Annotated in this window: 22 protein-coding genes; 15 read left to right on the top strand and 7 right to left on the bottom strand. The window is 75.6% G+C overall.

Features of this window, described 5'->3' with window-relative positions:
- The first annotated feature begins 49 nt into the window (after positions 1 to 49).
- Both AWH51_RS11255 and AWH51_RS11260 read left to right on the top strand, forming a co-directional pair.
- A complete protein-coding gene (locus AWH51_RS11255; RefSeq protein WP_063072163.1) occupies positions 50 to 967 on the top strand; it encodes an FAD binding domain-containing protein in 918 nt (305 codons plus the stop codon).
- Positions 958 to 3,855, top strand: a complete 2,898-nt coding sequence (locus tag AWH51_RS11260) for a molybdopterin-dependent oxidoreductase (RefSeq protein WP_063072164.1) — start codon at positions 958 to 960, stop codon at positions 3,853 to 3,855. The genes AWH51_RS11255 and AWH51_RS11260 overlap by 10 nt, the downstream gene beginning before the upstream one ends.
- A gap of 34 nt (positions 3,856 to 3,889) precedes the next feature.
- Here the strand turns inward: AWH51_RS11260 and AWH51_RS11265 are convergent, their stop codons facing one another.
- Positions 3,890 to 5,200, bottom strand: a complete 1,311-nt coding sequence (locus AWH51_RS11265; RefSeq protein ID WP_063072165.1) for an APC family permease — start codon at positions 5,198 to 5,200, stop codon at positions 3,890 to 3,892.
- Positions 5,197 to 6,303 (bottom strand): XdhC family protein, encoded by a 1,107-nt coding sequence (locus tag AWH51_RS11270; protein WP_063072166.1) that lies wholly within the window; start codon positions 6,301 to 6,303, stop codon positions 5,197 to 5,199. The genes AWH51_RS11265 and AWH51_RS11270 overlap by 4 nt, the downstream gene beginning before the upstream one ends.
- 196 nt (positions 6,304 to 6,499) lie before the next feature.
- Here AWH51_RS11270 and AWH51_RS11275 point away from each other — a divergent pair, with 196 nt between their 5' ends.
- From AWH51_RS11275 to AWH51_RS11295, 5 genes are all read left to right on the top strand, one after another.
- Entirely contained in the window at positions 6,500 to 7,120 is a 621-nt protein-coding gene (locus AWH51_RS11275; protein ID WP_063072167.1) for a hypothetical protein, read from the top strand.
- Between the two features lie 36 nt (positions 7,121 to 7,156).
- The gene (locus AWH51_RS11280) at positions 7,157 to 7,762 is read left to right on the top strand and encodes a hypothetical protein (protein ID WP_131798131.1); all 606 of its coding nucleotides are present in this window, start codon (positions 7,157 to 7,159) and stop codon (positions 7,760 to 7,762) included.
- Positions 7,763 to 7,940: 178 nt separating this feature from the next.
- The gene (locus tag AWH51_RS11285) at positions 7,941 to 8,576 is read left to right on the top strand and encodes a hypothetical protein (RefSeq protein ID WP_063072169.1); all 636 of its coding nucleotides are present in this window, start codon (positions 7,941 to 7,943) and stop codon (positions 8,574 to 8,576) included.
- Positions 8,573 to 9,208 carry a hypothetical protein gene (locus AWH51_RS11290; protein ID WP_254654548.1) on the top strand — a complete coding sequence of 212 codons (636 nt, stop codon included), beginning with the start codon at positions 8,573 to 8,575 and terminating at the stop codon, positions 9,206 to 9,208. Before AWH51_RS11285 ends, AWH51_RS11290 begins: the two co-directional genes overlap by 4 nt.
- A 199-nt stretch (positions 9,209 to 9,407) precedes the next feature.
- Positions 9,408 to 10,862 carry an amidohydrolase family protein gene (locus tag AWH51_RS11295; protein ID WP_063072170.1) on the top strand — a complete coding sequence of 485 codons (1,455 nt, stop codon included), beginning with the start codon at positions 9,408 to 9,410 and terminating at the stop codon, positions 10,860 to 10,862.
- A gap of 36 nt (positions 10,863 to 10,898) precedes the next feature.
- On the opposite strand, the gene AWH51_RS11300 is transcribed toward AWH51_RS11295, so the two are convergent.
- Positions 10,899 to 11,687, bottom strand: coding sequence for a phosphatase PAP2 family protein (locus tag AWH51_RS11300; RefSeq protein ID WP_063072171.1), 789 nt, complete (start codon positions 11,685 to 11,687; stop codon positions 10,899 to 10,901).
- Positions 11,684 to 12,052 carry a hypothetical protein gene (locus AWH51_RS11305; protein WP_063072172.1) on the bottom strand — a complete coding sequence of 123 codons (369 nt, stop codon included), beginning with the start codon at positions 12,050 to 12,052 and terminating at the stop codon, positions 11,684 to 11,686. Before AWH51_RS11305 ends, AWH51_RS11300 begins: the two co-directional genes overlap by 4 nt.
- Before the next feature lie 83 nt (positions 12,053 to 12,135).
- Between AWH51_RS11305 and AWH51_RS11310 the strand changes: the two genes are divergently transcribed.
- Positions 12,136 to 12,765: a nucleotidyltransferase family protein gene (locus AWH51_RS11310; protein ID WP_063072173.1), complete on the top strand. Its 630-nt coding sequence runs from the start codon at positions 12,136 to 12,138 to the stop codon at positions 12,763 to 12,765.
- A gap of 143 nt (positions 12,766 to 12,908) precedes the next feature.
- A complete protein-coding gene (locus AWH51_RS11315; protein WP_063072174.1) occupies positions 12,909 to 14,180 on the top strand; it encodes an LCP family protein in 1,272 nt (423 codons plus the stop codon).
- Between the two features lie 22 nt (positions 14,181 to 14,202).
- Here AWH51_RS11315 and AWH51_RS11320 read toward each other — a convergent pair whose 3' ends face one another.
- Together AWH51_RS11320 and AWH51_RS11325 are read right to left on the bottom strand one after the other, a co-directional pair.
- Positions 14,203 to 14,736, bottom strand: a complete 534-nt coding sequence (locus tag AWH51_RS11320) for an iron-sulfur cluster assembly scaffold protein (RefSeq protein ID WP_063072175.1) — start codon at positions 14,734 to 14,736, stop codon at positions 14,203 to 14,205.
- A complete protein-coding gene (locus tag AWH51_RS11325) occupies positions 14,733 to 16,544 on the bottom strand; it encodes a gamma-glutamyltransferase family protein (RefSeq protein WP_063072176.1) in 1,812 nt (603 codons plus the stop codon). Before AWH51_RS11325 ends, AWH51_RS11320 begins: the two co-directional genes overlap by 4 nt.
- 102 nt (positions 16,545 to 16,646) lie before the next feature.
- Here AWH51_RS11325 and AWH51_RS11330 point away from each other — a divergent pair, with 102 nt between their 5' ends.
- From AWH51_RS11330 to AWH51_RS11355, 6 genes are all read left to right on the top strand, one after another.
- Positions 16,647 to 18,086, top strand: a complete 1,440-nt coding sequence (locus tag AWH51_RS11330; RefSeq protein WP_063072177.1) for an MFS transporter — start codon at positions 16,647 to 16,649, stop codon at positions 18,084 to 18,086.
- 96 nt (positions 18,087 to 18,182) lie between these two features.
- Complete coding sequence (locus tag AWH51_RS11335) at positions 18,183 to 19,211, top strand: LLM class flavin-dependent oxidoreductase (RefSeq protein ID WP_063072178.1); 1,029 nt, start codon at positions 18,183 to 18,185, stop codon at positions 19,209 to 19,211.
- Between the two features lie 114 nt (positions 19,212 to 19,325).
- Positions 19,326 to 20,084, top strand: coding sequence for an esterase (locus tag AWH51_RS11340; protein ID WP_063072179.1), 759 nt, complete (start codon positions 19,326 to 19,328; stop codon positions 20,082 to 20,084).
- 28 nt (positions 20,085 to 20,112) lie between these two features.
- A complete protein-coding gene (locus AWH51_RS11345; protein ID WP_063072180.1) occupies positions 20,113 to 21,033 on the top strand; it encodes an aminoglycoside phosphotransferase family protein in 921 nt (306 codons plus the stop codon).
- A 31-nt stretch (positions 21,034 to 21,064) separates the two neighbouring features.
- Entirely contained in the window at positions 21,065 to 21,748 is a 684-nt protein-coding gene (locus tag AWH51_RS11350) for an NAD(P)H-hydrate epimerase (protein WP_063072181.1), read from the top strand.
- Between the two features lie 158 nt (positions 21,749 to 21,906).
- On the top strand, positions 21,907 to 22,194 hold the full coding sequence (locus AWH51_RS11355; RefSeq protein ID WP_063072182.1) for a hypothetical protein: 288 nt from the start codon (positions 21,907 to 21,909) through the stop codon (positions 22,192 to 22,194).
- A gap of 81 nt (positions 22,195 to 22,275) precedes the next feature.
- On the opposite strand, the gene AWH51_RS11360 is transcribed toward AWH51_RS11355, so the two are convergent.
- Complete coding sequence (locus tag AWH51_RS11360) at positions 22,276 to 23,304, bottom strand: NADPH:quinone reductase (RefSeq protein WP_063072183.1); 1,029 nt, start codon at positions 23,302 to 23,304, stop codon at positions 22,276 to 22,278.
- Positions 23,305 to 23,336: the final 32 nt, after the last annotated feature.

The raw sequence follows: 23,336 nt of genomic DNA on the forward strand, positions 1-23,336 counted from the left end.
CCCTCCGACGAGGACGCGGCCGCCGACCGGGACGCCCGGGAGGAGACCCATGGACCAGCCGACCGTCCGCTCCGTCCTCCCCGCCCGCACGCGGGACGACCTCGCCGCGCTCGGCCCGGCCGTCGCGGCGCTCGCCGGCGGGTCCGGGATCTTCGCGGAGCCGCATCCGCACCTCACCGGCCTCGTTGACCTGCAGACGCTCGGCTGGGAGCCGCTCCTCGTGACGGACGCGGGGCTCGAGATCGCCGCGACCTGCACCATCGCGCAGGTCGCCGGCATCGCGCCGCGCGACGGCTGGCACGCGCACCCCCTCTTCTTCCAGGCGTGCACGGCGCTGTTCGGGTCCACGGAGATCTGGCGCGTCGCGACCGTGGGCGGCAACATCTGCTCGGCCCTGCCCGCGGGGCCGATGACCGCGCTCGCCGCCGCCCTCGACGCCGAGGCGCTCGTCTGGCGCGCCGCCGCGGACGGCTCCCCCGCGCACGACGAGCGGATGCCCGTGGGCGCGCTCGTGACGGGCGACCGCACGACGGCGCTGCGTCCGGGCGACGTGCTGCGCTCGATCCACGTGCCCGCCGCGTCGCTCCGGGCGCGCACGGCGTTCCGGAAGATCGCGCTGTCGCCCATCGGCCGCTCCGGGGCGGTCGTGATCGGCCGGCTCGACGAGGACGGCGCGTTCACGCTCGCGGTGACGGGCGCGACGCTCCGGCCCGAGGTGCTGCGCTACGGATCCCTGCCCGCGGGCGACGCGCTCGCGGACGACGTGCGGGCGATCGGATCCTGGTTCACCGACGCGCACGGCGCCGCCGACTGGCGCCGGGCCGTGAGCGCGCTGCTCGCGGAGGAGATCCGCGCCGAGCTGGCGGGCGACGCGGCGGGATCCGGCGACGGCCCGCCCTCCGGCGAGCGCGGCACCCCGCTCGTCGCCGCGGCCACGACGACGGCGGGAGCGCGCGCATGGGCATGACCGTGGACGGCCGCGAGGTCCCCGGCGAGCCCGCTCCCGGGCAGAGCCTCCGCACCTGGCTGCGCGAGCATGAGGTGTTCAGCGTGAAGAAGGGCTGCGACTCCGGCGACTGCGGCGCCTGCACGGTGCTCGTCGACGGGGACGCCGTGCACTCGTGCATCCTCCCGGCGTTCCGGGCCGCGGGCCGCGTCGTCACGACGGCGGCGGGGCTCGGGACGCCGGGCGACCTGCATCCGGTGCAGCGGGCCTTCGTGGAGGCGGCGGGCTTCCAGTGCGGGTTCTGCACGCCCGGCATCGTGGTCACCGCGTCGACGCTGGAGCCGGATGCGCTCGACGACCTCCCGCGGCTGATGAAGAGCAGCCTGTGCCGCTGCACGGGGTACCGGGCGATCGACGAGGCGATCCGCGGGGCGCACTCGCGCGAAGGCGACGCCGACGCCCCGCACGAGCACGAGCACGGGGCCGGCTGCGGCGGGCGGCCCGCGGGACTCGGCCCCGTGCGGGCGACCCGATCGGCGCGGCCGACCGGATCCACCGCCGAGGCCGTCGCCCGCGAGGCCGAGCGCGCGCAGACCGGCCGCGTCGGCACGTCCCTGCGCGCCCCCGCGAGCGAGCGCGTCGTGAGCGGGCTCGAGCCGTACACGCTCGACGTCGCCGTCCCCGGCCTCCTGCACGCGAGCCTCGTGCGGAGCCCCCACCCGCACGCGCGCATCCGCTCCATCGACGCCACCGAGGCCCTCGCGCTGCCCGGCGTGCACGCCGTGCTCACCCACGAGGACTCGCCCGCGACCCTCTACTCGTCCGCCCGGCACGAGGACCGGTTCGACGACCCCGACGACAGCCGCGTGTTCGACGACGTCGTGCGGTTCCGCGGGCAGCGCGTCGCCGCCGTGATCGCGGACTCGGTCGGGATCGCCGAGGCCGCCGTGCGCCTGGTGCGGGTGGACTACGAGCCGCTGCCGCACGTGCTCGATCCCGACCTCGCCCGGCGGCCCGGCGCCCCGCTGGTGCACGGCGACAAGGACCCGGCCGTCTCCCGCATCGCGGACCCGCGGCGGAACGTCGTCGCGGAGATGCACGGCGAGCACGGCGACGTGGCCGCCGGCCTCGCCCGGGCCGACGAGGTCGTCTCCGGCACCTGGTCGACGCAGCGCGTGGCGCACACGCACCTCGAGACGCACGCGACCGTCGGCTGGATGGAGGAGGGCCGCCTCGTCCTCCGCACCAGCTCGCAGGTCCCGTTCCTGGTGCAGCGCGAGATCTGCCGCCTGTTCGAGCTCGAGCCGGAGCGCGTGCGCGTCTTCACGGCGCGCGTGGGCGGCGGGTTCGGCGGCAAGCAGGAGATCCTCACCGAGGACGTCGTGGCGCTCGCCGTGCTGGCGACCGGCCGCCCGGTGCAGCTCGAGTTCACGCGCTCCGACGAGTTCACCCTCTCCCCCGCGCGGCACCCGATGCGGGTGGGCGTGACGGTCGGCGCGACCGCGGACGGCCTGCTCACGGCCCTCGCGGTCGACGTGCTCTCCGACACGGGCGCGTACGGCAACCACGGGCCCGGCGTGATGTTCCACGGCTGCAACGAGTCGATCACCCTCTACCGCGTGCCGGCGAAGCGCGTCGACGCGCAGGCCGTCTACACGAACAACCTGCCGTCGGGCGCGTTCCGCGGCTACGGCCTCGGGCAGGTGATCTTCGCGATCGAGTCCGCGCTCGACGAGCTCGCCCGGCGCCTCGGCATCTCGGGCTTCGAGATCCGGCGGCGGAACGCGGTCGTGCCGGGCGACCCGCTGATCATCACGCACGCCGAGGGCCCCGACCTCGGCTTCGGCGGCAGCTACGGGCTCGACCAGTGCCTCGACCTCGCCGAGGCGGCGCTCCGCGACGGCGGCGGGGATCCGGTGCCGACGGGCGACCGCTGGCTCGTGGGCGAGGGCATGGCCGCCGCGATGATCGCGACCATGCCGCCGCGCGGGCACTTCGCCGACGTCACGGTCGCGCTGGCGGCGGACGGCACGGTGACCGTGTCCGTGGGCACGGCCGAGTTCGGCAACGGCACCACGACCGTGCACGCGCAGCTCGCCGCGACCGCGCTGGGGACGACGCCCGACCGGATCCGCATCCGGCAGTCCGACACCGACGTCACACGCTACGACACGGGCGCGTTCGGGTCCGCGGGCACGGTCGTCGCCGGGAAGGCCGTGCACCGGGCCGCGACCGCGCTCGCCGACCTGCTGCGGGAGGCCGCCTCGGCGCGCACGGGGATCCCCGGCGCCGCCTTCGCGCTCACGCCCGACGCGCTCGTGGCGGGCGCCGTCGCGGTCCGCGTCGCCGACCTGGTGGGCCCCGACGGCCTCGCGGCCGAGGCGCACGAGGACGGCGCGCTGCGGTCGCTCGCGTTCAACGTGCACGCGTTCCGGGTGGCGGTGGATCCGGCGACCGGCGAGGTGCGCATCCTCCGGTCCGTGCAGGCCGTGGACGCGGGCACCGTCATCAACCCGGCGCAGCTGCGCGGCCAGGTCGAGGGCGGCACGGCGCAGGCGCTCGGCACCGCGATGTTCGAGGAGGTCGTGCACGACGGCGAGGGGCGGATCCTCACCGATGTGCTGCGGAACTACCACATCCCCCAGCTCGCCGACCTGCCCCGGACCGAGGTGCTGTTCGCCGACACGCACGACGAGCTCGGGCCGCTCGGCGCGAAGTCGATGAGCGAGGCGCCCTACAACCCGGTCGCGCCGGCGCTCGCGAACGCGGTGCGGGACGCCATCGGGATCCGGCCGTACGACCTGCCGATGTCGCGCGACCGCGTGTGGCGGCTCCTTCACGGCGGCGGCCCGCAGCCCGCGTTCGACAGCCCGACGACGCTCGGGGAGCGCGGGACGCGGGAGTCCTGATCCTGAAGCGCCAGCGGCGGGCGGGCGCGGCGGGTCAGGCCACGGACCGCGCGCGTCGACGCTGGGCGAGCACGACCGCCCGGCCGACGACGCCCACCGCCAGCACCCCGATCCCCGCCGCGATCGACGACACGGGCAGCGTCGCCACCAGCACCAGACAGCCCGCGACGCCGAGCACCTGCATCGCCCGCGGGTAGCGCCGATCGACCCGCCCCTGCGTGAAGGCGGCCGCGTTGGCGACCACGTAGTACAGCAGCACGCCGAAGGACGAGAAGCCGACGACGCCGCGGAGGTCCACCGTGAGCACGAGCGCGACGACGACCACGGCCACCGCGATCTCCGCCCGCTGCGGCACCCGGTACCGCGGGTGCACGACGGCCAGCGCGCGCGGCAGGTCGCCCTCGCGGGCCATCGCGAGCGACGTGCGCCCGATCCCGGCGAGGAGCGCGAGCAGGGCGCCGAGGCACGCCGCGGCCGCGCCGATCCCGACGACGGGGACCGCCCACGTCCACCCCGCGGCGCGCACCACGTCGGCGAGCGGCGCGGTGGATCCGGCGAGCCGCGCCTGCCCGAGCACCCCGAGGAGCGTCACGGCGACGAGCGCGTAGACGACGAGCGCGCTGCTGAGCGCGAGAAGGATCGCGCGGGGGATGGTGCGGGCCGGATCCCGCACCTCCTCCCCCATGGTCGCGATGCGCGCGTATCCCGCGAAGGCGAAGAACAGGAGGCCGGCGGATTGGAGGACGCCGTAGGGGGTCGTGTCGACGACGCCCGCGATCGGGCCGACGCCGGGTCCCGCGGCACCCGCCCCGCCCGTGACGGGGCCCGCGACCAGAACGAGGGCGATCACCGCGAGGACCACCGCGATGATCACACGGGCGAGCCGCGCCGTGCGGGTCACGCCGAGGCAGCCGACGACCGCGAGCGCGGCCACGGCGAGCGCCGCGACGGGCCGCTGCCACACCGCGGGCACGGCGTAGGCGGCGAAGGTCAGGGCCATGGCCGCGCAGCTCGCGGTCTTGCCGATCACGAACGACCAGCCCGCGAGGAAGCCCGGCCACTCCCCCAGGCGCTCGCGGCCGTAGAGGTACGAGCCCCCGGACGACGGGTAGCGGGCGGCGAGCTGCGCCGACGCGGTGGCGTTGCAGAACGCGACGACGGCGGCGATGGCGAGTCCGAGCAGGAGGCCGCCGCCAGCCGCGCGGGCCGCCGCGGGCATGACGGCGAAGATCCCCGCGCCGATCATCGCGCCGAGGCCGAGCACGGTGGCGTCGACGAGCCCGAGGCGCCGGGCGAGGCCGGGCTGGGCGGGTGGCGCGGATCCGGCGGCGGATGCGGCGGTCATCCGGGCTCCCCGTGGATCGGCCCGGTCGTGGTCGTGAGCGGCGCCCCCGCGGTGCCCGCGCGCGCCGCGAGCACCTCCGCGAGGATCGAGACGGCCGTCTCCTCGGGCGTCGACGCGCCGATGTCGAGGCCGATGGGCGACCGCAGCCGCGCGAGCTCCTCCGCGCCGAGGCCCTCCTCCACGAGCAGCGCACGGCGGCGCACGTCGGTGACGCGGGATCCCATCGCCCCCACGAAGGCGACCGGGAGGCGGAGGGCGGCGACCAGGAGCGGCACGTCGAAGCGGTCGTCGTGGGTGAGCACGCAGATCACGGTGCGGGCGTCGACCTCGGTGCGGGCCAGGTACTCGTCGGGCCACTCCGCGACGACCTCGTGGGCCGACGGGAAGCGGGCGCGGGTCGCGAACGCGGGCCGGGCGTCGCACACCGTGACGCGGTAGCCGAGCAGCGCGGCCGCGTCCGCGAGGGCGGCCGAGAAGTCGACGGCGCCGAACACGAGCATCCGGGGCGGGGGCGCAGCCACCACGTGGAGGACGCGCCGCGGGCCGTCGGCGCAGGCGACCTCCGCGGTGCCGGAGCGGCCGGCGGCGAGGCGGGCGGCGAGCCCGGCGCGGATCCGGCGGGCGGGCTCGGATCCGACGGCCACGTCGACGGCGGGGTCGGGGGCGGCCGTGATCCACGTGCCGAGGGCGGGGCCGTCGAGCACGAGCGCGAGCGACGCCGCACGACCGGCGCGCGCGTCCTCGAGCGCGGCCCGCACCGGAGCCGGGACCGGCGACCGCGGGTCGCCCGCGGGGTCGAGCGCGACGACGACCACGCCGATCCGCCCCCCGCACGTGAGGCCGACCTGGAACGCGTCGTCGTCGCTGACGCCGAACGCGGTGAGCCGGGGCACGCCGTCCGCGAGGACCGCCTCCGCCACCTCCACGACCGCGCCCTCGACGCAGCCGCCGGAGATGGATCCGATGACCCGGCCGGTGTCGTCGACCGCCATCGCGGTCCCGGCCGTGCGCGGCGCGCTGCCGAGCACGTCGGTGACGCACGCGACGGCGAGACGCCGTCCGTCGGCGAGGGCGTCGAGCACCTCGGCGGCGATCTCGAGCACGGCACCTCCCGGGTGGCGGGGCTGAGGGGCGGACGGGACTGGGGAGCGGACGGGATCTGAGGAGCGGACGGACGACGGGAGCGGATGCCCGCGGCCGCACCCAGCCTCCCACGCGCCGGTGGAGGGATCGCGTCCCCGCCGCGCGCAGCGCGCTACCGTGACGCGATCACCAGCCCGCTCGTCCGGAGGAAGCCCCGTGTCCGATGCCCCCCGCCCGTCCGACACCCGTCAGGGCCACGCCCGACCCAGCTTCGGCCTCTGGTTGGAGACCGCGCCGGCGGGCGTGCTGACGGCCGCCTTCATCCCCGTCTTCTTCCTCATCGCCGGGGGCTGCCGCCTCGCCTTCGCGCGCCCCCTCCCCTTCGTGCCGGACGGTCCGCTCGGCCTGATCGTCCTCGCGGCCATCAGCATCGCGGCCGCCTCCACTGTCCCGAAGGCGCGGGACGCGCAGCAGCGGGCGCGACCCGGTGGCCGCATCACCGTGGACGTCTGGCGCGCCGTCTCCAACAGCCGCCTGCCGGACGACGCGGACCCCGCGGTGTGGCGCTCCCCCGTGGAGCAGTACGCGGCCGCCTTCCGCACCGGGCAGGAGAACCTCCCGAAGGCCCTCCTCGGCCTCGTGATCCTCGTCCTCGTCGGCTTCTTCATCCAGTTCGTCCCGTCCCCCCACGGGACGGCAGGCTGGTGCGCCCTCGTCATCGCGGTCGTGCTCGGGATCGCGATCCTCGTCCGACGGCGCCAGCTGCCGCCGCGCATCGACGCGGTCCTCGCGCAGCTCGCGGAGCTCGAGGCGCGCCGCGCGGACCCGCTCGACTGATCCGACGCCCGCCGCCCCACCCCCGAAGGACTCCCCGTGCCCGAAGCCCCTCATCCGCCCGTGCGCGGTCGTCTCGTCCGCCGCAGCTTCGGCCTCTGGTTCGAGACCGCGCCCCGCGGAGCGCTGATCGCCGTCGGCATCCCGTCGTGCTTCGTCCTCGTCGAGGGCATCCGCATCACCTCAGGGAGACCCCTGCCCATCGTCCCTGCCGGGACGCTCGGACTCGTGTGCGTGGCCGCGTTCAGCGTCGCCATCGGCGTCCTCTTCGGACTGGTGCGCGACTGGCAGCAGGAATATCGACCGATCGGGAGGATCACCGTCGACGTGTGGAAGGCCGTGTCCACCGGCCGACTGCCGGACGACGCGGATCCCGCGGCCTGGCGGCCCGCGGTGGAGTGGTACGCGTCGGAGTTCGGCCGCGCGAACGCGAGTCCCGCGAAGCTCATCGGCGCCCTCGCCATCTTCCCGATCGGCGGCCTCCTCGCCTTCCCGCACGCCTCGTTCGGCTGGATCCTGCTGGCCGTGGCCGTCTGGCTCGGCATCGTGATCCTCCTCAAGCACCGCCGCGTGCCGCGGCGCCTCGACGCGCTGTTCGCGCAGCTCGCAGAGCGCGAGGCGCGTCGCGCGGACTCCATCGACTGATCCCCGTTCGTCCGCCGGGCTCTGAGGCCTCGGACGATCGGCTTTCACGCACTGCGACGGGCCGGCAGCGTACCGGCATCCTCGCCGCGCGGGCCCTCGTCGATGGGGTGGGAGCGGATGTCGGGGGGTCTCCCTCGATGCCGTGCGCGCATCCGCCGCGCAGGACGAGGAGGTTCCCATGACCCCGACCGCACCCGCGCAGCCCGAGCCGTTTTTCCGCCGACTCCGACGGGCCTGGTACCACGCCCCGTTCCTCCTGCGGGCGTTCGCGTTCGCGCTCCTGGTGTACGCGTGGCTGTGGGTCATCGACCTCGACCAGCCGCCCCAGGAGGCGGGCAGCGGGATCGTCCGGGCCGTCGTGGCCATCGTCGCCGGGCTGGCCGTGGCGGGCGCGCGTCTCGTCACCCGCCTGTACCACCCCGGGGCGCCCACGCCGGTCGAGGTGTCGGAGGCCGCGGAGGACGGCGAGCTGCCGCAGGGAGCGGATCGGGTCGCGTGGCAGGGCGCGCTCGACCGCCGTCGTCGTGAGATCCGCCAGGAGGCGTGGGCCCTCCTGCCCGTCGGCCTGCTCCTCCTGGTCGGCCTCGCCTTCCTGCCGCAGCGCGCGGGCAGCAGCCTGCCCCTCGGGATCGTCGTGCTCCTCGCGGTGTTCGTCCCCTACGCCACCTGGCTGTTCGTGTCGCGCCCGCGTCGCCGCGACAGCGTCGACGCCCTGCTCATCCCGCTGCAGGAGCAGTCGCGCCGAGACGACGAGGAGCGCGCCGGCTGGGCACCGCCCGCACCCGACGACCGGATTCCCCCGGCTGCTGGATGAGCTCGTCACGCTGCCGCGCGAACCGCGCGTCCGACCGGCGCACGACCGTGACCGGCCCGACGTCCTCCGCGCACGACCGGCTCCGGCGCGCCCGCCGCCGGGTCGCCGACGCCCCCGCGATCGTCCCCGGGATGGGCGTCGCCGTGGCCTTCGCCGTGGTCATGACCTGCTCGCGGGTCGCGTTCGGCCGCGAGGCGAGCGTCGAGCGGTTCCTCGCGACCCTCACCGTCGGCGCGTTCGCCGGCCTCGTCCTCACGTTCGTCATCGCTCGCCGACGCCGCGCGGCACCCTCCCGCATGAGGTGGATCGACGTCTCCGAGGCGATCGACGACGGCCGCCTGCCCGCCGGCGCCGACGCGGACTCCTGGCGGTGGCTGCTGCTCCGCCGACGCGAGGTCCACGACCAGCTCGGTGGACCGTGGGCGGTGCTGGTCGCGGCGGTCCTCCTCGTCGGCACCGTCGCCGTGGGCGCGCTCGGCGGATCGCCCCTCGCGTGGACGCTCCCGGCCGTGATCGCCGTCGCGGTGGCGGGCATGGCCGCGATCCGACGCCGCCGGCTCGCGCGCATCGACGCCCTCCTCCAGCCGCTGCTCGACGGCGACGCGGACCCGTCCTCGCCGAACGGGCCGTGACGACGTCCGCCCGCCCGACGCGGCGGCCAAGGGTCACCGCTTCCTGAGCGCCGGCGAGCCCTCCGGCGTGTCGGGGCGCGCGGCCCGTCCTTCGGCCGAGCATCGACCGGGCGCCCGATCCCGCCCGACGCGCACGCACCGTGCCCGCGGGATCCCGCCTCCCTGCACCGCCGCGCACCAGCCGAGCGAACGGATCCGCATGAGCGACCACCGGACCACCAGCACCCCCGCGGCCCCCGCCTCCCCGGGGCGCCGCACCGTCCACCGCGGCCACGTCCTCCACATCACGGGATCCCCGCTCGTGCAGGACGCCCGCCGGCACCTCGTGTCCGTCCCCGACGGCGCGCTCGCGGTCGACGACGCCGGCCGGATCGCGTGGGTCGGCCCCTACCGCGAGCTCCCGGCCGCCTTCGCCGACGCCCCCGTGCACGGCGACGCGTCCGACTTCCTGCTCCCCGGCTTCGTCGACGCGCACGTGCACTTCCCGCAGACCTACACGACGAGCGCGCACGGCGGCGGCCAGCTCCTCGAGTGGCTCGACTCCTGCGTGTTCCCCTCCGAGGCGCGCCTCGAGGACGAGGGCTTCGCGCGCATGATCGCGCACGACTTCACCCGGCGCCGGATCATGGCGGGCACGACGAGCGCGTTGGTCTTCGGCTCCGCGTTCCCGCACGCGCAGGACGCCCTGTTCGAGGCCTCCCGGGACGCGGGCCTGCGGCTCGTGAGCGGTCGCGGGATCCAGACGGTCGGCTCCGGCCCCGCCACCCCGCTCCTCACCTCGGAGGAGGACGCGATCGCGCTGTCGTGTGCCGAGATCGACCGCTGGCACGCCGTCGACACGGGCGACGCGACGACGGCGACGCTCCAGGTCGCGATCGTGCCGCGCTTCAGCCTCTCGGTCACGCCGACGACGCTCCGCGGCCTCGGCGAGCTGTACGACGTGGCGCGCGGTGAGGGCGTGCACTTCCACTCGCACCTCAACGAGAACGACCGGCCCGGCACGGGCGAGATCGCCGCCGTCCGGCAGGTCTACGGCACCGAGACCTACCTCGACACCTACGACGGTCTCTTCCTGCCCGGGTCGGAGCGGGGCGGATCCAGCCTCCTCGGCCGGCGCAGCGTGTTCGCCCACGCGGTGCACTGCCAGGACTCCGAGCTCGCGCGCCTCGCGGAGACGGGCAGCAGCATCGCGCACTGCCCGACGTCGCAGCAGTTCCTCGGCTCCGGCACCATGCCGTGGCGGCGCACGATCGCGTCGGGCGTCAACGTGGCGATCGGATCCGACGTGGGCGCCGGCGACGAGTGGCTCGTCTCGCGCGTGCTCAACGACGCGTTCAAGGTGCACCTCTCGGAGCCCGGCGACGCGGGCGTGGAGATCGACGCCGCCGAGCTCCTCTTCACCGGAACGCTCGCGGGCGCTCGCGCCCTCGACATGGAGGAGCGCTACGGCAACCTCGACGTGGGCAAGGACGCCGACTTCCTCCGCGTCACGCCGGACCGCTGGGAGCCGCTCGCGCGGACGCTCGAGCACGGGATCCGCGCGGACGACGACGCCCGCGCCACCGACCAGATCCTGTTCACCCTGCTGATGGGGCTCCGCGAGCCGGCCATCGCGGGCGTGTTCGTGCAGGGGCGGCGGGTGTCGGCGGGCTGACGGCGCTCAGCCGGGGCACGGCCGGCGCACGGCCGGTCAGCCGCGGCCGGCGTCGCGCTCGCGTGCCTCCCGCAGCCGCAGTCGCGCGCGGTGCGCCACCACGAGGAGGGCCAGCCACGCGAGCGCGAGCAGCCAGCCGGCGATCACGTCGGTGAGCCAGTGGTGCCCGAGGTAGACCCGGCTGAGGCTCACGGAGGCGGCGAACGCGATGGCCATGACGTAGGTGAGCACGCGCGTCGCCCGCCGCACCTGCCGGAGCACGAGGAGGTACGCGACGATGCCTGCGACCACGCTGGCGTTGAGCGTGTGGCCCGAGGGGAACGACGGCGACGTCTCGTAGGGCGGCACGGCGTCGGCGCGCGGCGGGCGGTCGCGGCCGACGAGCTCCTTGCCGACCTCGGTCATGGCGAGGGATCCCGCGCCCGCGGTGAGGCCGAGCACGACCGGCACCCACTGGCGGCGGCGGACCGCGAGGACCGCGATCACCGCGACGCCCATGATCGGCACGGCGTAGACGCCCGCGGCCTCCGTGAAGACGGTGACGGCCGTGTCGAGCCACGGCGAGCGCGCGCCCATGGCGAGGTGCAGCACGGGCTCGTCGAGGAGGGCGACGCTGTCGTCGTCGATCACCGCGACGTAGAGGCCCGCGAAGAGGCTCGTGGCGGCGGTGATGACGAGCAGGCCGAGGACGAGGACGACGGCGAAGGTGCCGGTCGGGCCGACGCGGGTCGCGACGCCCGTCGCGGTGCGGGCGACGCGCCCCGGCGGCCGGGTGGTGCGCCGACGCGGGGGCACGCGGTCCCCGGTGGCGGCGGGGCGGGTCACCCGTGGACGAGCGCGGAGGACGGCACGCGGTCGCGTCGGCGCGCGGCGGCGGCGATGAGGCCGGCCGTGCCCGCGATGACGCCGATCACGAACGTCGCGACCGCGCCCATGAGGCCCATGAGCACGATCCCGAAGGCGCCGGCGCCCTCGTCGAGCTGTCCGACCCCGTCGCGCGTCGCCCAGGCCGCGAGCACGGCGAGGCCCAGGGCGAGGACCAGCGCGACGATCGTGGTCCCCACGAGATACCAGCCCCAGCCGGCGCCGCGGGCTCGGGCGGCGACGAGCACGACGGCCGCGAGGATCACGAGCACCGGCACGCCGAGCGTCAGGGTGAGGGCGAGGGCGAATGCGGTGTCGGAGTCCATCCGTCGAGCGTAGGCCGCGCGCCCGGGGAGGGCGAGGGACGGCGGGGCCGCGGCGGCGTGGGGCGCGCTCCTAGCATGGGCGGATGGCGGAGGCGGGATCAGCGGGCGCGACCGACGACCGGCGGCCGGGCACGCGCATCGCGGGCGTCGTGCTCGCCGGCGGCGCCGGCACCCGCTTCGGCGGCCCCAAGGCGCTCGCGACGCATCCCGACGGCACGCCCTGGCTCGCGACCGCGATCCGCGCGCTCGCCCACGCCGGCTGCGACCCCGTGCTCGTCGTGCTCGGGGCGTCGGCGGACGCGGCCGAGGCGCTGCTCGGGACGCGGCCCGAGGCCGCGAGCGCGATCATCGTGCGCGCCGACGACTGGGCCGGCGGCATGTCCGCCTCCCTGCGCGCGGCGCTCCGGGCCGCCACGGCGCTCGATCCGACGCCCGTCGCGCTCGCCGTCGTCCCGGTCGACGTCCCCGACCTCGAGGCGGCCACCGTCCGCCGCGTGCTCGACGCGGCGCCCGTGGATCCGGCGACGCTCCGGCAGGCGGTCTTCCGCGGCCGCCCCGGCCATCCCGCCCTGATCGGCCGCGCCCACTGGATGCCGCTCGCTGACGTGCTGCGCGGCGACGCGGGCGCCCGCGCGTACCTCTCCGCGCACGACGCGCGGCTCGTCGAGGCGGCCGACCTCAGCTCGGGCGCGGACGTCGACCGGCGCCCCTGAGCGGCACCCGACCGCCGGGACGATCCGCTCGCCGCCGCACCGCGCGGCGGTACGGTGGCCACGCGCGTCCCGACCCCCGAGCGGTCCGCGCATCCCGCGGCGCCCACGAGCCGCCGCGGGACCGATCCAGCACAGGAGCGACCATGCCCTTCGACGACGAGTTCCCGACCGCCGCGGAGCCCCCCTCCGGCGCGGAACGATCGTCGCGGCCGGGGATCGCGCGACACGGGCGGCTGCGCGCACCGAGCGCCGCGCGGCACGTCGCCCTCGTCCTCACCGCGACCGTCGCCGTGCTCGCGGTCAGCGCCGTGTCCGTCGCGGCGATCGCGGCGTGGGAGCTGAGCCGAACCGTCTCGGCGAACTCCGTCGACATCTCCGACGGCGCCGCCATCCCGCCGGCGCTCGGCGGGCTCGACGGGAGCGCGGACATCCTCCTCGTCGGCAGCGACAGCCGAGACGGACAGGGCGATGGGTACGGCGACCCGAAGGTCGTGGGCACAGGGCGCCTCAACGACGCGAACGTCCTCGTGCACGTCAGCGCCGATCACACGCGGGCGACGGCCATCTCCTTCCCGCGCGACATGCTCGTCGACATCCCCGCCTGCAAGGGCGAGGACGGGAAGCCGGACGTGCCGGGATCGACGCACGTCATGCTCAACACCGCGCTCAGCCGCGGCGGGCTCGGCTGCGTCGTGCGCACCATCAAGAGCATCACGGGGATCGACATCCCCTACGCCGGCGTCGTGCAGTTCAGCGGCGTCGAAGCGGTGTCCGAAGCCGTGGGCGGAGTCCCCGTGTGCCTGGCCAAGCCCATCCACGACAAGGACACGAGCCTCGACCTCCCGGCCGGCATCAACGTCATCCACGGTCACGAAGCTGCCGAGTTCCTGCGGACGCGACACGGCGTCGGCGACGGGAGCGACCTGGACCGCATCAGCAACCAGCAGGTGTTCCTGGGGGCGCTCGTCCGCACGGTGACGAGCAGCGACACCCTGACGAACCCCGCGAAGGTCTATGGGATCGCCCGCGCCGTCGTGGAGAACATGACGCTGTCGACCTCCATGGACAGCGCCACCGCGATCGCGTCGATCGCCCTCACCGTCAAGGGCATCCCCACCGACCGCTTCACGTTCGTGCAGTACCCGAGCGTGCGCCGCACCGACGGCCGGGTCGACCCGGACGCGCAGGCCGGCGCCCAGCTCATCAGCGCGGTCACGTCGGACTCCGACTTCAGCCTCGCGCCCGGCTCCATCGGCGGCGGGGTGCAGGCCCCGAAGTCGACGCCAGCGCCTTCGCCCTCGTCGTCTGCGGGATCCGCGGCCGCCGGTTCCCCGGACGCCGCCGCTCCGGGCACCGTGCTGCCGAAGGACGTGACGGGCCAGACCGCGGCCGAGGAGACGTGCGCGCACGGCTGACCGACGCGCGTCGGGACCCGCCTCAGCGCGCGAGCGCCTCCTCCAGCGCGTGCCACGCGAGCAGCGCGCACGTGCCGCGGAGCGGGTAGCGGCCGGAGTCCGCGAGGGCGAACGCGTCGCCCAGCCGCTCCTCCACGCCGGGCCGGAGCTCGTGGGAGCGGATGAGCGCGCGCAGCTCCACGACGAGGGCCGTCGCCTCCGCGGCCGTCCGCCCCTCGACGAGCTCGGCGAGCATCGACGCGGATGCCTGCGAGACCGTGCAGCCGCGGCCGTGCCAGCGGACCGCGATGCGCTCGGCGGGATCCACGTGCGTACCCGCCGAACCGACCGGGTACGACGGATCCACCGCGAGCACCCGGAGGTCCACGACATCGCCGCACGTCGCGTTGCGCTGCTCCGATGCACCGAGCACGAGGCCCGTCGACGGGGTGGCGGCGTCCGGCTCGGCGACGAACCGCCCCGGCGCAGAGGCGGCCCGCAGCTGGGCGTCGCTGCCGACGCGCCGCCGGGCGTGGTCGGCGATGAGGGCCGAGGCGATCTGCCGGTCGAGCGTCATCGTCCGACCGCGTACCCCTGCGCCCCGCGCGGGTTGGCGGCAGCTCCCAGCAGGCCCGTGGCCGGATCCCGCGTCACGGCCGAGAGCCGCCCGAGCGTCCAGTCCCCCGCGACCTCGACGACGTGCCCGCGGGCCCGCAGGTCGGCGATGACCTCCTCGCCCACGCGCCCCTCGACGACGAGGCAGCCGGGCGTCCAGGTGCGCGGCCAGAACGATCCGGGGACGCTCGTCGTGTGGAACGTCGGCGCGTCCACGGCCTGCTGCGGGCTGAAGCCCCCGACGATCGTGCGCAGCAGGTAGGGCAGCTGCCACTGGTCCTGCTGGTCGCCGCCGGGCGAGCCGAGCGCCTCCACGGGCTCGCCGTCGCGCGTGATCAGCGTGGGCGTCAGCGTCGTGCGCGGCCGGCGCCCGGGCACGAGCGACGAGGGTCCGCCGGGCTCGAGCCAGGTCATCTGCAGGCGCGTGCCGAGGCAGAAGCCGAGCGACGGGATGAACGGCGACGACTGGAGCCAGCCGCCGGAGGGCGTGGCCGAGATCATGTTGCCGAAGCGGTCGACGATGTCGAGGTGGCAGGTGTCGCCGCGCGTCTCGCCCGTGCGCGAGACGGTCGGCTCGCCCGCTCCACCGGAGGAGGCGGGCGCGTCGCCCTCGACGACGAGCGGCGGCAGGAACGGCTCCACGCCGTCGACGCGGCCGGGCCGCAGCTCGTGCGACGCCTCGTCCGTGATGAGCGCGCGCCGCTCGGCCGCGTACTCCGCGCTGAGCAGCACGTCGAGGGGCGCGCCGCCCGGCACGGCGTCGCCGTAGTACGCCTCGCGGTCGGCCAGCGCGAGCTTCTGCGCCTCGATGATGCGGTGGATCCCCGCGGCCGTCGCCGGGTCGATCTCCTCGTCCGTGAACCCGTCGAGGATCATGAGCGCCTGCAGCAGCGCCGGCCCCTGGCCCCAGGCGCCCGTCTTCCAGATGCGCACCCCGCGGAAGTCGATGGACACCGCGTCCTCCCACGAGGCGCGCGAGCCGGCGAGGTCCTCGGCCGTGAGGAGTCCGGCGTGGTCGGCGCCCGTGGAGTGCCGGTGCGGATCTTGCACGCTCGCGACCATCTCCCGGGCGACGAAGCCCTCGGCCCAGACCGTGCGGGCCGCCTCGATGCGGTCCTCGCGCGTCGCGCCCGGGCCCGCGGCGGACGACGACTCCGACAGGATCCGCTCCATGGCGGCGGCCCATGCGGGGTTCCGCACGAGGGATCCGGCCGCGGGCGCCTCGCCGTCGGGCATCCAGAACCCGGCGGAGGCGGACCAGTGCTCGCGGAACAGGTCGGCGACGCCCGCGATGGTGCGGCGCACGCTCTCCAGCACCGGATGCCCGTCCCGCGCGTACCCGATGGCGAACGCCCAGACGTCGGCGACCTCCCACGTGCCGTGGTCGCGCAGCAGGAGGAGCCACGCGTCGACCGCCGCGGGCACGGCCGCGGCGAGCGCGCCGGCGCCGGGCACGCGGTCGAGGCCCTCCTCCCGGAAGCGCTCGGGCGTCGCGGCGGCGGGCGCGGATCCCTGTCCCATGAGGAGCTTCGGCGCGGCCTCCCCCGCGACCTGCACGACGGCGGTCATGTCGCCGCCGGGGCCGTTGAGGTGCGGCTCCACGACGTGCAGCACGAAGGCGGCGGCGACCGCGGCGTCGAACGCGTTGCCGCCGCGCTCCAGCACGGCCTGGCCGGTGCCGGACGCGAGCCAGTGCGTGGAGGCGCTCATGCCGAACGTGCCGAGGAGCGTGGGGCGGGTGGTGAAGGCGTCGGGGGCGCGGAACGTCACTCAGGGTCCTTCCGGTGGGGTGCCCCCAGTGGACCACACCCGTCCCGCGTGGCGGGAATGCCACCGACCTCCCACCCGTTCACCGTTCGACCCGGGAGGCTCATGACTGACACCAGCGGCGTCGGATTCCGATCAGAGCGCGGCCCGATCCTCGTCGCCCTGATGATGACGACGGGCCTCGTGGCCATCGACTCGACCATCCTCGCCACCGCCGTGCCGTCCATCGTGGCGGACCTCGGCGGCTTCGCCTCGTTCCCGTGGCTGTTCTCCATCTACCTGCTCGCGCAGGCGGTGTCGGTGCCGCTCTACGCGAAGCTCAGCGACACCGTGGGGCGGAAGCCGATCATCCTCACAGGCATCGGCCTGTTCCTCGTGGGCTCCGTGCTGTGCGGGTTCGCCTGGAGCATGCCCGCGCTCATCGCGGCCCGGGCGATCCAGGGCCTCGGCGCCGGGGCGGTCGCGCCCATGGCGATCACGATCGCGGGCGACATCTACACGGTCGCCGAGCGCGCCAAGACCCAGGGCTACCTCGCGAGCGTCTGGGCGGTCTCGAGCGTGGTCGGCCCCACCCTCGGCGGCGTGTTCTCCGAGTTCACGACCTGGCGCTGGATCTTCTTCGTCAACGTGCCGCTGTGCCTCGTCGCCGGCTGGATGATCGTCCGCCGCTTCCACGAGTCCATCGAGCGCACCAGGCACCGCGTCGACTACGCGGGCGCCGCGCTCCTCACGGTGGGCCTCAGCCTCCTGATCCTCGCGGTGCTGGAGGGCGGCCAGGCGTGGGCGTGGGACTCCGTGCCGAGCATCGGGTCGTTCGCGGTCGGCGGCGTGCTGATCGTCGCGTTCCTCCTCGTGGAGCGCCGCGCCGCCGAGCCCGTGCTGCCGCTCTGGGTGTTCTCCCGGCGGCTGCTGCTCACGACCACGCTCGTGTCGCTCGGCGTTGGCGCGATCCTCATCGGACTCACCTCCTACGTGCCCACCTACCTCGAGGGGTCGATCGGCGTCACGCCGCTCGTCTCCGGCCTCGCGCTCGCGGCGCTCACGATCGGCTGGCCGATCTCGGCGTCGCTGTCGGGCCGCCTGTACCTCCGCATCGGGTTCCGCCGCACCGTGCTGATCGGGATGGCGCTCACGATCGTGGGCACCGGAACCATCGCGCTGCTCGCGGCGACGCCCACGCTCGTCGGCATCTCGGTCGGCTGCTTCGTGGTGGGCCTCGGGCTCGGCCTCGTCGCGACCCCCAGCCTCATCGGCGCGCAGTCGAGCGTCGGCTGGGGCGAGCGCGGCGTGGTCACGGGCGCGAACCTGTTCGCGCGCTCGATCGGCAGCGCGGTCGGCGTCGCCGTCTTCGGCGCGATCGCCAACGCGATCTTCGCGGAGTCCGCGGGCGGCCAGAAAGACCCGGACGCCGTGATCGCCGCATCCGGCGCCGTGTTCCTCGCGGTGGGCGTGTGCGCGCTCGCCACGGTGATCGCGGGGCTCCTCATGCCGGAATCGCGCGTGGAGGACACCGAGATCGCGCGCGCCGAGCCCCTCGTCGACTGACACGGCCCGCCGCCCGCGCGATTCGCGGGAATGCCGATCCCGCCCCTACAGTTGACCCAGATGCATACGTTCGCATGGATAGGGAAGCAGGGCAGCATGGCGCAGGAGATCGAGCTCGGACTGGACACGTTCGGCGACGTCACGGTAGGACCGGACGGCCGCGAGCTGCCCTACGCCGAGGTGATCCGCAACGTCGTCGCCGAGGGCGTCCTCGCCGACCAGGTCGGCATCGACTTCATCGGCCTCGGCGAGCACCACCGCGACGACTACGCCATCTCCGCCCCCGAGGTCGCGCTCGCCGCCATCGCCGCGAAGACCTCGCGCATCCGCCTCGGCTCCGCCGTCACCGTGCTCAGCTCCGACGACCCCGTGCGCGTCTTCCAGCGCTTCGCCACGCTCGACGCCGTCTCGGACGGCCGCGCGGAGGTCATCCTCGGCCGCGGATCGTTCACGGAGTCGTTCCCGCTGTTCGGCTACGAGCTGAGCGACTACGAGCGCCTCTTCGAGGAGAAGCTCGGCCTCTTCGCCGAGCTCGTGAAGGAGACGCCCGTCACCTGGAGCGGATCGACGCGCGCCGGCCTCACCGACCACGACGTCTTCCCGAAGACGGCGAAGGGCCTCACTACCTGGGTGGGCGTCGGCGGCAGCCCCGAGTCGGTCGTCCGCGCCGCGCGCCACGGCTTCCCGCTCATGCTCGCGATCATCGGCGGCGAGCCGCACCGCTTCGCCCCCTACGCCGACCTGTTCGCGCGCGCCAACGACCAGCTCGAGCAGCCGCGCCTGCCCGTCGGGATCCACTCGCCCGGCTACGTCGGCGAGACCGACGCCGAGGCGCGCGAGGCGTTCTTCCCCGACTACCAGGTGATGCACGCGCGCATCGGCAAGGACCGCGGCTGGCCGCCGCTCGCCCGCGCCTCCTACGAGCAGGAGATCGACCACGGGTCGCTCTACGTGGGCTCGCCCGAGACGGTCGCCCGCAAGATCGCCGCGACCCTGACGGCCGTCGGCGCGACGCGCTTCGACCTCAAGTACAGCGCGGGCCCGTTCTCGCACGAGCGCATGATGGGCGGCATCGAGCGCTACGGCACGATCGTGGCGCCCATGGTGCGCGACCTCCTGGCCTGATCCCGCAGGCCCTCGCGGACAGCCGATCCGCGACGTCCCGGCGAGCGGACCCTGGCTCGGGATATCCTGCGTCTCGGGCTCGCCACGGGCGGGCACCAGGGAGGACGGGCGGCGATGGGCAGCGCAGCGCATCCGCGTGCGTCCCGCGGACTCCTCGCCCTGGTCTCCGGTCCGCTCGCCGCGCTCCGCTCGGCCACCGTCGGCCGCGTGCAGTACCGGCTGCTCTACCGCGAGATGCGCCGCGCCACCTTCCCGCGCGACTCCCCCACGGGCTCGCAGCCGGGGCCGGATCCGTACGGCCTCGCCGTCGTCGGCGAGGGCACGGCCGTCGGCTACCAGACCGTCTCGCACGACCTCGGCATCGCCGGCCAGGTCGCCCACAAGCTGTCGGTGCGCACCGGCCGCGGCGTGTTCTGGGCCGTGCAGCCGTTCCCCGACTTCACCGTGCGCTCCTGGCGCCCGGGACTCGACGCCTTCCCCGCCTGGGCGAGCACCGACGTGGCCGTCATCGTGCTCGGCATCGGCGACGCGATCCGCTTCACGCCGACGCCGCTCTGGGAGTCGCTCCTCGACGCGTGCATCGCGGACGTGCACGCGCGCATGCCCGCGGACGCCCTCGTGCTGATCGCGGAGGTGCCGCCGCTGCAGGACTCGCCGGCGACGCCCCCGCTCATCGCCGGCGCCATCGGCCGGCACGCGGATGCCCTCAACCGCGGCACGCGACGCGTCGTCGCCCGGCACGCGCGCACCGCGAGCGTCCCGTTCCCCACGTGGCGCATCCCGGAGTTCTCGGCGCCGAATCCGCAGGACACGCTGTACGGACGCGTGTACCGGGCGTGGGCGGAGCTGATCGTCGACGAGATCGCGCCGTAGTGGGGCGGCGCGAGGCGGGACGGCGACGGTGACCGGCGTCCCCGATCCGGGCCCCGTGCCCGTGCGGATCACCGTGGACGTGCCGCAGGTGCGACGGCTCCTCGCCGAGCAGCTCCCCGCCTGGGCGGGGCTCCCCGTGACGCCCGTCGACCCCGGCGGCTGGGACAACCGCACCTTCCGGCTCGGCGACGACATGCTCGTGCGGCTGCCCAGCGCGGCGCCGTACGCCCTGGCCGTGGCGAAGGAGCAGCGCTGGCTCCCGCTGCTCGCGCCCGCCCTGCCGCAGCCGATCCCCGTGCCGCTCGCGGAGGGCCGCCCGGGCGCGGGCTACCCGTTCCCCTGGTCGGTGTACCGGTGGATCGCCGGGGAGACCGCTCGGTCGGAGCGGGTGGCGGATCCGGTGCGCTTCGCGGAGGACCTCGCCGACCTCGTCCGCGCCCTGCGGGGCGTCGACGCGACCGGCGGCCCGCGGCCGGGCGCGCACAACTGGTTCCGGGGCGCTCCGCTCCGCACCTACGACGCCGGGACCCGCGCGGCGCTGCGCGACCTCGGGGGTCGAGTCGACGCGGACCGCGCGATGGGGGTGTGGACCCGCGCGCTCGGAGCGAGCTGGCGGGACGACGACGTGTGGTTCCACGGCGATCTCGCCGCGGGCAACATCCTCCTCGACCGCGGCGAGCTCTGCGGCGTGATCGACTTCGGCACGTGCGGCGTCGGCGATCCCTCCTGCGACCTGGCGGTGGCGTGGACGCTGCTGACGGACGACGGCCGACGCGCGTTCCGCGACCGCCTGCCGGTCGACGACGACGCCTGGGCTCGCGGTCGGGGGTGGGCGATCTGGAAGGCGCTCACCACGTGCGCGGGGGACGCGGATCCCGCCGACCGGCAGGTCCGGGACGCCCGGCGCGCGCTCGACCGGATCCTCGCCTCCGCCGACGACGACGCCTGACGGCCCGGACCGCGCACGGCAGACTGGACTCATGGGCGAGCTGCGGGACGGGTACGCGGCGGCCGACATCCGCGCCGCCGAGGCGCCGCTGCTCGCCGCCGGGGCGCAGCTGATGCGGGTCGCCGCCGCGGGGCTGGCCCGCGCGTGCCGGGAGCTCGCGCCCATGGGATCCGTGCTCATGCTGGTCGGCGCCGGGAACAACGGCGGCGACGCGCTGCTCGCGGCCGCGGAGCTCGGGCGGGAGGGCCGGGAGGTGCGCGTGATCCGCACGGCCTCCCGCATCCACGAGGACAGCGCCGCGCAGGCGGCCGCGGCGGGCATCCGCGTCGACCGGGCCGAGGACCTCGACGACGCGGCCGTGGCGGCGCTCGGCGCGTCGTCGGCGCTCGTGGTCGACGGGATCCTCGGCATCGGCACGACCGTGGATCCGGCGCTCCGCGGGGAGGCGCGGCGCGTGGTCGCCGCGCTCCTGCCCGTGGTCGCCGACGAGGGCGGCCCGCGCGTGATCGCGTGCGACCTCCCGAGCGGCGTCGGCTGCGACGACGGCGCGGTGCCGGATCCGACGGTGCTGCCCGCCGACGTCACGGTCACCTTCGGCGCGGGCAAGGCCGGGCTGCTGCGGGGGCCGGCGCGGGCGCTCGCGGGCCGGGTCGTGGTGGTCGACGTGGGTCTCGACCTCGCAGGTCTCGCGCCGACGGTCGTCGCCGCGCCCTGACGACGCGCCCGGGCGGTCGCGTGTCCCCCCTTCCGACGACTTCACCGGACGCTCCCGTCGCGTCAGAGTGGGAGCAGGCCGACCGGCCCGTCGAAGGGGGACGACACCATGCACGAGCACGCCAGGACATCCATCGCACCACCCGGAAGGGCGGCCGCGTGAGCGCCGCTCTCGTCATCGCCGTCGTGAACGCCGGGATCATGGCGCTCGTCGCGCTCGCCGCGCCGCGCCTGCCGCAGTGGTCCCGCGGATCCTCGTGGCTGCTGCTCGTGCTCGCGCTCGCGGTGCTCGGGCTGCACCTCATGGCCGACGCGTGGGGAATCCCCGCGACGCTCCTCGCGATCGCGTTCCTCATCTCCACCTGCCTCAACGCGAGCGCGCTGGCGCCGCTGATCATGCAGGGCCTCATCGCACGCGCGCCGGGCTCCCGCCGCGCCCTGGAGTAGACCGCGCCGACGCACGACGCCCGACAGGCCGATGGCCGCACCGCCCGAGGCGGTGCGGCCATCGCCGTCGTGGGGGGAGGATCAGGCGGGCGTCACGTCGATGAGCACCTTGCCCGTCACGCCGTCCTCGACCGCCCGGTGCGCGGCCGCCGCGTCCTCGAGCGCGAAGCGGGTGATCGGCAGGCCGGCCTCCTCGCCGACGGGCAGCGCGCCGTCGAGAGCCGCGAGGTGGATGTCCGCGCGGGCCGTGTCGAGCGCGTCGCGGCCCACCGTGTACAGCAGCAGGAACTGGTAGCGGAGGTTCTTCACGAAGCTGTCGACCACGGGGAGCGTCACGGTGTCGCCGCCGTTGTTCGCGTACACGGCGACCGAGGCGCGGTTCTTGGCGACCGCCTGGTTGAGCCCGGCGTTCTGCGCGGGCGCGACCTCGACGATCAGGTCGACGCCGTCGGGCGCGATGGACCGGATCTCGGCCACCGCGTCGCCGTGCTTGTAGTCCACGACGTGCTGCGCGCCGGCGGCCGTCGCGAGCGCGGCCTTCTCGGGCGAGCTGACCGTGGTGATCACGGTGGCGCCGGCCCAGCGTGCGAGCTGGATGGCCGCGTGGCCCACCGCGCCCGCGCCGCCGGCGACGAGCACGTGCTTCCCGGCGAGGGCGCCGGGCGCGAGGCGCGACGGGCCGTCCTCGGAGACGGTGAGCGCGCGGTGCGCCGTGACGGCGGGGACGCCGAGGCTGGCGCCGAGGTCGAAGGAGAGGCCGTCGGGCAGCGGCGCGACGCGGTCGACCGGGAGGACCGTCTTCTCCTGCGCGGTGCCGGTGGGGCGGCCGTGGGCGGCCAGCATGATCCAGACGCGGTCGCCGACGGCGAGGTCCGTGACGTCGGGCCCGACGGCGTCGATGACGCCCGCGCCGTCCTGGTTCGGGACGACCTCGGGGAACGGCAGCTCCTGGCCGGGCGCTCCGCCGTCGCGGGACTTCCAGTCGGTGGGGTTCACGCCCGAGACGACGATGCGGACGCGCACCTCGCCGGGGCCGGGCGCGGCCTCGTCGCGGTCGACCAGCTGCAGGACGTCGGGGGCACCGGTGCGGGTGTAGGCGATTGCTCTCATGCCCTGCCCAACGCCCGGCGCCCGCGCGGTGT

It is taken from the genome of Clavibacter tessellarius (assembly GCF_001618005.1).
Classification (GTDB): Bacteria; Actinomycetota; Actinomycetes; order Actinomycetales; family Microbacteriaceae; genus Clavibacter; species Clavibacter tessellarius_A.